This is a genomic window from Cedecea davisae DSM 4568 (assembly GCF_000412335.2).
Classification (GTDB): Bacteria; Pseudomonadota; Gammaproteobacteria; order Enterobacterales; family Enterobacteriaceae; genus Cedecea; species Cedecea davisae.
Genome location: NZ_KE161030.1, coordinates 2,292,787 through 2,300,920, shown reverse-complemented (window position 1 = coordinate 2,300,920; position 8,134 = coordinate 2,292,787). Strand labels below are relative to the sequence as shown.

The window sequence follows — 8,134 nt, the reverse complement described above, 5'->3', positions numbered from 1 at the left end:
GATATAGCCGCAGATTTATTTTTCTTTCGCAGGACGTGAAACGTAATGACTTCAACGCATACCCGCTACGAACCCTGGCTGCAGGCGATGCTTAGCGTCGCGCGCCACTATCGTCTGGATTTCTCCGAGGAACACGTTCGCGTGGGCATCAATCAGGAGAGCCAAAGCCCTCATCATCTGGTGCTGGAAGATATCGCTCGCCAGCTTGGGCTCGCCATGCGTACCGCACCGGCAGACGTTTCGCTTATCGATCCGTGGCGACTGCCGCTGGTGGCCGAGTTTACCGACGGGCAAATGGCCGTTTTGACCCGTATGGATAACTATGGGCAGATTAGCGTGCAGCTCAGCGGAGACGGCGGGCTGGAAACCGTCGTTAGCCGTGACGAGCTGGCAAAGCGCCTTAAAGGCATTATTCTGCTGCGCCCGCTGAACTCCATTCCCGATGCGCGCGTGGACGATTACGTTAAGCCGTATCAGAAAAACTGGTTCTGGACGCTGGCCCTGAAAGACTGGAAGCGTTACGGAGACATCATGCTGGTGGCAATGGCGGCCAACGTGCTGGCGCTTGCCGGGATGATTTTTTCGATGCAGGTATATGACCGCGTCGTGCCTTCCCAGTCGGTACCGACGCTCTGGGTGCTGTTCGGCGGGGTGATGCTGGCGATTATTTTTGAATTCACCATGCGTATGCTTCGTGTACACATTGCCGATGTGGTCGGCAAGCGGGCCGACCTGCGTATTTCTGACCGGGTTTTTGCCCGCGCGCTGCGCATTAAAAATAACGCGCGGCCAAAATCCACCGGCTCGTTTATCTCGCAAATCCGCGAGCTGGAATCGGTGCGCGAGTTAATTACCTCCACCACCATCAGCACGGTTTCGGATATCCCGTTCTTCCTGCTGTTTGTCTTTATCCTGTGGCTTATCGGCGGCCCGCTGGTGTTTGTGGTGCTGTTGGCTATTCCGCTGTTGCTGATCCCCGGCCTGCTGGTACAGCGCCCGCTGGCGCAGCTTTCCAATGAAGGAATGCGCGAGTCTGCTATCCGCAACGCAACGCTGGTTGAAGCCGTACAGTCCATCGAAGACATTAAACTGCTGCGGGCGGAACAGCGGTTCCAGAATCAGTGGAATAACACCAACGACGTGGCGGCGGCGGTAGGCATGAAGCAGCGCTGGCTGACCAGCATGCTGATGACCTGGACTCAGGAAGTGCAGTCGATTGTTTACGCCGTTGTGCTGCTTGTCGGCTGTTATCTGGTTATCAATGGCGATATGACCACCGGTGCGCTGGTAGGAACCTCGATCCTCGCATCTCGCACTATTGCGCCGCTGGCGCAGATTTCCGGCGTTCTTTCGCGCTGGCAGCAGGCGAAAGTCGCGCGCAAGGGGCTGGACGACCTTATGCAGCGCCCGCTTGACGATCCCGAGCAGGGTAAGAAAGTGCATAAATCTCACCTGCGGGGCAATTATCAGCTCAACTACGCCGCGTTTTATTACGACGAAGAAGAGAAGGTTAACGACCTCGATATCGCCAGGTTGACCATTCAGGCCGGGGAAAAGATTGCGCTGCTGGGCCGCAACGGGTCGGGGAAAAGCACGTTATTGCAGCTGCTGGCAGGAATGCAGACGCCGCAGCATGGCCAGATCCTGCTAGACGATATTAGTCTCGGCCAGCTGGATACCGCCGATCTACGCCGCGATATGCATCTGCTGAGCCAGCAGGCCCGGCTGTTCTTTGGCTCGGTACGCGACAACCTGACGATGGGGCGCCCGCTGGCGACCGACGAAGAGATCCATCGGGCGCTGGTTCTTAGCGGCGCTCTGAGCTTTGTGCAGAAACAGAAAAATGGCCTCAATTATCTGATTACCGAAGGCGGCGCGGGGCTGTCCGGCGGGCAGCGGCAGGCGCTTTTGCTGGCAAGAGCCCTGATAACCCAGCCGCAGATCCTGCTGCTTGATGAGCCAACGGCCTGGCTGGATGAAGTGAGCGAGCGGCAGCTGATTGCCAATCTTGGGGGCTGGCTCGGCAACCGAACGATGGTGGTGGCGACTCACAGAATGCCGATTTTGCAGCTTGTTGACCGCATTATCGTGCTGGATCAGGGCCGTATCGTCATGGACGGCCCGCGTGACAAAATTCTACAACAGCACGGCATGATGGAGAAAAAGGCCGCGCCGCGCCGTACCGCAACTCTTAAAACGGCCGAAGCCACGGAGGCGCAGGCATGAATGACATCACGCGTTATAACAGCCGCCTCAAGGAGCCTGCGCTCCCTCGCTCCAGCCTGGTTGCCTGGGCCCTGGGGCTGATGCTGCTGGTTTTTGTTGTCTGGGCAAACTTCTTCACCCTCGATGAGGTGACAACAGGTTCGGGCAAAGTTGTGCCTTCCGCCCGTGAGCAGGTCATTCAGTCGCTGGAAGGCGGGATCCTATACAAGCTTGAAGTCCATGAGGGCGATATTGTGGAACGCGGGCAGGTCCTGGCCCAGCTTGATCGCACCAAAACCGAGTCCGGCGTGCAGGAGAGCGAATCACGTTTGCACGCCGCGATAGCAACGGCTTCTCGTTTAAAAGCCGAAGTTGGCGGTACGCCTCTGACTTTCCCTGACATTCTGGCAACCGACAGCGAGCTGGTCAGCCAGGAGACGGCTTTATACGAATCACGCCGTAGCAGCCTGGAAAAAGGGGTTGCCGGTTTACGCGAGGCCGTAGCGCTGGTGCAGCGGGAGCTGGCCATGACTCAACCGCTGGTTAAGCAGGGAGCGGCCAGCAGCGTTGAGGTGCTGCGCCTGCAAAGGCAGAAAAATGAGCTGCAAAACAAAATTACCGAAATGCAAAACCAGTATTACGTGCGCGCGCGTGAAGAGCTGGCAAAAACCAATGAAGAAATAGAAACCCAGCGCTCGGTGATGCGTGGGCGAACGGATTCCCTGACCCGGCTGAAGTTCACCGCGCCGCTGCGGGCGATTGTGAAGGGCATCGAAGTGACCACCGTTGGCGGAGTGATCCCGCCGAACGGCAAGCTGATGACGCTGGTTCCGCTTGATGACCAAATGCTGATTGAAGCGAAGATCTCTCCGCGAGACGTAGCGTTTATCCATCCAGGACAAAAGGCTTTGGTCAAAATAACCGCTTACGATTACTCCATCTACGGCGGGCTGCAGGGCGTGGTTACGATGATTTCGCCTGACACCCTTCAGGATGAAGTGAAGCGGGACGTTTACTACTATCGGGTTTACATTCGCACCGACGCCAGCCAGCTTGAAAACCGCGAAGGAAAAGCGTTCCCGATCTTCCCGGGTATGATAGCGACGGTAGATATTAAAACCGGCAGCAAATCGATACTCGACTATCTGCTGAAACCGCTGAATAAGGCGAGAGAGGCGCTGCGGGAGAGATAATAGAAAAGCCGGCTTTATGCCGGCTTTTCTTACACTTCACAAGGATTGATATTAAGCCCGTAAAGGATAAATGAGAAGTAATACCCAAAATAAGATTCGGCCATTTCAATAAAGCTCTGATGAATTTCCAGCAGGCCTTCATTATCCTCGCTGAATAGCCCGGCTAAGATACCACAGTTAATAATGCGGCGAAGATGCATGCGCGAAATTGACAGCTCTTTTGCCGTTTTATTGTAGTTGGGCTGTAGCCACCAGCGGCCATTTTCATCCTGGCGGGCGTTAAGTAATATTCTTAACATGATAATATGCCCGGCATCTTTATCGACAAACATCGCGCTGTTGTCTACCAGTCGGCTCAATATTACTTCATCAAATAACAGCCCGGCGCTGCGGCGGAAAAACTGTGTGAAGGTTGCCTCATCTTCCAGAGCGTGAATCGAAAGCGTATTTTCCGGGAGTAAAAGTTTCAGCGAAGGTATGGAAATTTGCATATAACTGCGCGTTTCATTGAGGCCTTTTTCGCTGGGGGTATAGAGCAAAACCCGGCGGTCATCCTCGCTTTTTTCCAGCGTCATACGCCCGGTGATGCGCAGCAGAGTCACCAGCGAATTCACGGTGTTCAGGCTGGTTAACTCCATTCTCACGCAAAACTCTTTAATATCCGCCAGCACCGCACGACGGTCGCCATAGTGGAAGCAAAGCAGCGCCAGCACAACATGAAAGCGGGAGCTTTGCAGAATAGTTTTATAAAATAGCGGCTGCTTTTTATAAGTAACTAACAGTGAGTCATAATGATGCCGCATAGCCTCCCGAAATCGAGGGTGGCTTTTTATTTGCTGACTGTATGTTGCTATGGTGTTTTGAAGTGGATGGTAGGTCATAATTATTTATTGTCCCGGTCTTTCAGTTACGGGGGATCGAACCCATAAAATGAGTGCCAGATTGAGGTTTTGTAAGGCCAGATAACAAGTGGCCTGATTATTCTTAAATGGTTTGCAAACCGTCTGGCAGTATATCACTAGTTGCCTCCAAATAAAAAAGATCGTCTCGGAATTATTTGATCTTTACTTTTTCGTGACTAAAAATGCTTATTTTTACTCAGGTAATATTTTGTTTCATTTTGCGGAAAAAATTATTCCGACAGCGGAAAAGAAATTTCATTAGCGGCCGTTTTATTTGCCTGGATATTAATCAATCGGTTATTTAATCGGATATTTTTCAGCGGAGAATCTGTTCTGAGAGGCGTTTATGGCGCTGAAGAAAACGATTTTTAAACCTTCATCTCATGTGCTATCGTAAGTTACATGAGTTGTTAAAGCCGTGAACCGAGGCAGCCTGATGAACGATACCAATGACATTTTTAACGCTGAGTTTTCGCGCCAGTACGACGTCAGCAACCAGCGGCTGAAGGAAATTTCGGACAACCTGCACCTGCTTATCTCATTGCTGCTGCGAGATTTTCCAGATGATTCTCGTGTGCTGTGCGTGGGTGTCGGCACCGGAACAGAAATAGTCAGGCTGGCAAAAGAGCACCCGACATGGCGCTTTACCGGGGTGGATCCTTCGCCGGATATGCTGGCGGTATGCGCTGAAAAACTTGAGCGGGAAGGGCTGAGCGAGCGCTGCGAATTGATTGTTGGCCATGTGGATGATGTTCAGCCGCAGAGCGAATTCGACGTGGCGCTTTGCCTGCTGGTAGCGCATTTTATCCAGCACCCACGGCGCGGCGGAATTTACCAGCACATTGCTGACAGGCTGAAGCCAAACGGGCAGTTGATAGCGGCCGAGATAGCCGGTGATATGCAGGACCCGGCTTTTAACGGGCAGTTGAAAAATTGGGTAGCGTTGCAGCAGGCGTTCACCCAGCGCCCGCGCGATATCGAAGAGGTTAAGGCTGAGCTAAACCGTCGCCTGCTGCTGCTTGCACCGCGGCAAACGGAGGCTCTGTTGCTGGAAGCGGGTTTTGCGAGCAGCGTCCAGTTCTTTCAGTCGCTGCTGATCCACGCCTGGCAAGCTGTTAAGTCTGCGGAATAAAAAGCGGGCGCTCGTTGCGGAGCGCCCTTGTTGACTACTTCCCGTCCTTATCCGCCGACTGCACCAGGGTTGGCGTTTCGTTAAAGAAGTTCCAGGGTTTGAGCAGGGCATGTACCCATTCCGTTGGCATGATTGGCCACTCTTCGGCACGCGCAATATGCGTGGTGCCGGTGGTCAGCCAGACTACGTTATCGCTGTTTTCCAGCGACTGGTTGTCTTTGGTATAGGCTCCCAGCCCGGTATCGTGGGCGGAGCGGTTAGGGTATTTGCCTTCTGAATAGCGTTCATCCGGGTTATAGCGGGTCACCCACAGCTGTTTATCCATAAAACTCAGGCGGTGGTAAATCCATTCGTCCGGAGCAAATTTCGCGCCGGTAGCCACCGGATGAGTGCCGCCCGCATAAGGGATCAGCTGATAAGAAACCGGGTTGCCCATGCGGTTTTCTTTATTAGGATTGCTCAACAGGCGCACGGTACCGGGGTCAAATTTCTGAGCCGCATCCTGCTCATTTTTAATCGCATATTCATCGATCTGCATGGTGCTGGTGCGTGGCCCGCCGCTGGTATTTGGCTTCACTACCGGATCGATAGCAGTCAGGCTATTATTTTCGCCATCGATATCCAGGTCCAGGCGGAAGTTATAAATATGCTGGTGGGTGGTGCCGACGATATTGTGGTCAATCAGCGTGCCGTAGCGCGTATCTTCCTTCGCGCTGGCATCGTGCATGGTTTTAGCCTTCACGCCTTTTACCGCTTCAATGCCCGTAGCGCCCGCGTCGATACCGATGGTGCCGTTCTGGTGGAATACCCAGTCAAAAATATAGTCGTAGTTGCCGACGGTACTAATCCAGCGCACCACCAGCTCGCGGCGTTCGCTGCTGACGTTCGGCTGGCCCATTTCCTGATGCTTGTACTCCGGCCCGGCATAGCGCTCAAAAACGGCGATAGCACGTGGTATCGTGGTTGGTTTACCTGTGTAATCGGCAATGGTTTCATCCAATAAAACCGCATTGCCCGGTGCGTCCTTACCGCGTGCTATTGGCGAGGTCAGCGTGCCCATGCCGTAATCACCTGCATCCAGATAAGCCTTGAAGTACCAGCCGATATCCGGGTCGCCATATGGCACAATCATCCCGCCCAGCGAACCTTCATACATTATTTTGCGTTTGGTGCCGTTGTCGTTATAGGTCACGGTAGAGATGATTGGCCCGACGCGGGAATTGAGGCGCAGGTGAAAATCCCAGTTTTGCCAGCGGATGGTGTCGCCGGTAATGGTGTAGTTTTTGCCCTCCGGTTCGATAATTTCCAGCGGTTTATGACTCGGGGCAGCGCGGTCGCGCCCGTCATAAGGACGCGGCGTCATCGGTACCGGGATAGTTGGGCCTTCCTCAATCTTGATGATTTTCTTCTGCTCGAGGTCTACCACGGCGACCAGATTTTCAATCGGATGCGCCCAGTAGTTGCCGTCGCCAACGTCGAGATAGCTGATGACCTTCAGCAGACGCTGATCCTGCTTCAGGCCGTCTTTACCGTCAAAATAGCCGACGGTGAGCGGGGTGGTTACTACTTTCGACGGATCTTTGATACCGCGTTTTTTCACCGCCTCGGCAAATTCTTTACTGCCGTTGATTATTGACTGTACGCTGGCAAAATCGTCCAGCAATACCATGCCGTGAGCACCCTCTATGGGCTTCCATGAATTCACTTTTCCGGCGCTTATATCCACCGTGGCCTCTATAATATGGCGACCATCGAGCATAATGACATCGGCCTCGCGGGGCTGACTCACGCTGGTGCCGTCTATCACAAACTTCCATACCTGCTCTTTAGGCGGCTCGCGCAGTGAAATCTCGGTAAAGCGGATATTGGCTTTGTACTCCGCCGCTGTTTTGATTATCTCCACCGTTTTATTAATTTCATCGGCGCTGAGGGAATTAAGCGGGTGTGGTTTTTTCTCTACGGCGAAGGTTTGATCCAGCCCGGACTGGAAAACTTCATTGATAAAGCCTTCGGAGATAAACGCCGTTTTGTCTTTAAAGATAACCGGCACTTCAAGTTTCAGCGTTTTACCGTTAACCACCGCCGTGGTGGCGTTTGGCTTCACTTTTACATAAGCGCCGTCTTTGATGAGGGTAAACATTTGCGCGTAATCGTCCCACTGGACGTCCGCGCCAAAATCAGCGAGCGTTTTCTGCATGGGCACCATATGCGCTTCGCCGCCGTGGGCGAAGGCTGGGGCGTTAACACCGGCAGAGGTCAGGAGCGCAATGGCCAGCGCCAGCGCTTTTTTTCCAGTTTTAATTGTCATCACGTTCTCACCTTCAGAGTGTGTTGTGTTGTTATCTGCGTGCTGGATAAAGAGTGTCGGATTCAACATAACAACTTCCGTCGGCGCTTCCCTTGTCGTGCCTGCCAACCGTTTTGTTGTGGTTGCCAGAATGCGGATTTGAAGGGGGGAGCTATTCGCCCGGATCTGTTCCGTTCACCCGTCCGGCGGAATCTTTTGCCCCCTCGCCCCTTTGGGGAGAGGGCCGGGGTGAGGGGGACGATGAGAGCCGGGGCAAGGGCATGGCTTATCTTCGGATTGGCATAAACGGTTGTAAGCAGAGAGATAACCTCTGTGACCATGATTATGTTCCGTTCACCCGTAAATCTGTTTTCCCTGCACGCGCAGAGAACGGTGAACGTGTCAGGGGGAAATA

General features: G+C 53.5%; 5 protein-coding genes. 3 read left to right on the top strand and 2 right to left on the bottom strand.

What is annotated here, in order from left to right:
• Positions 1-45: 45 nt before the first annotated feature.
• Both HMPREF0201_RS10550 and HMPREF0201_RS10545 read left to right on the top strand, forming a co-directional pair.
• The gene (locus tag HMPREF0201_RS10550) at positions 46-2,226 is read left to right on the top strand and encodes a type I secretion system permease/ATPase (RefSeq protein WP_016536615.1); all 2,181 of its coding nucleotides are present in this window, start codon (positions 46-48) and stop codon (positions 2,224-2,226) included.
• Positions 2,223-3,398, top strand: a complete 1,176-nt coding sequence (locus HMPREF0201_RS10545) for an HlyD family type I secretion periplasmic adaptor subunit (protein WP_016536614.1) — start codon at positions 2,223-2,225, stop codon at positions 3,396-3,398. Before HMPREF0201_RS10550 ends, HMPREF0201_RS10545 begins: the two co-directional genes overlap by 4 nt.
• Positions 3,399-3,427: 29 nt before the next feature.
• Here HMPREF0201_RS10545 and HMPREF0201_RS10540 read toward each other — a convergent pair whose 3' ends face one another.
• On the bottom strand, positions 3,428-4,201 hold the full coding sequence (locus HMPREF0201_RS10540) for a hypothetical protein (protein ID WP_016536613.1): 774 nt from the start codon (positions 4,199-4,201) through the stop codon (positions 3,428-3,430).
• A 535-nt stretch (positions 4,202-4,736) separates the two neighbouring features.
• Between HMPREF0201_RS10540 and HMPREF0201_RS10535 the strand changes: the two genes are divergently transcribed.
• A complete protein-coding gene (locus HMPREF0201_RS10535) occupies positions 4,737-5,432 on the top strand; it encodes a class I SAM-dependent methyltransferase (RefSeq protein WP_016536611.1) in 696 nt (231 codons plus the stop codon).
• 34 nt (positions 5,433-5,466) lie between these two features.
• Here the strand turns inward: HMPREF0201_RS10535 and tynA are convergent, their stop codons facing one another.
• Entirely contained in the window at positions 5,467-7,740 is a 2,274-nt protein-coding gene (gene tynA, locus HMPREF0201_RS10530; RefSeq protein WP_039898271.1) for a primary-amine oxidase, read from the bottom strand.
• Between the last annotated feature and the right edge of the window lie 394 nt (positions 7,741-8,134).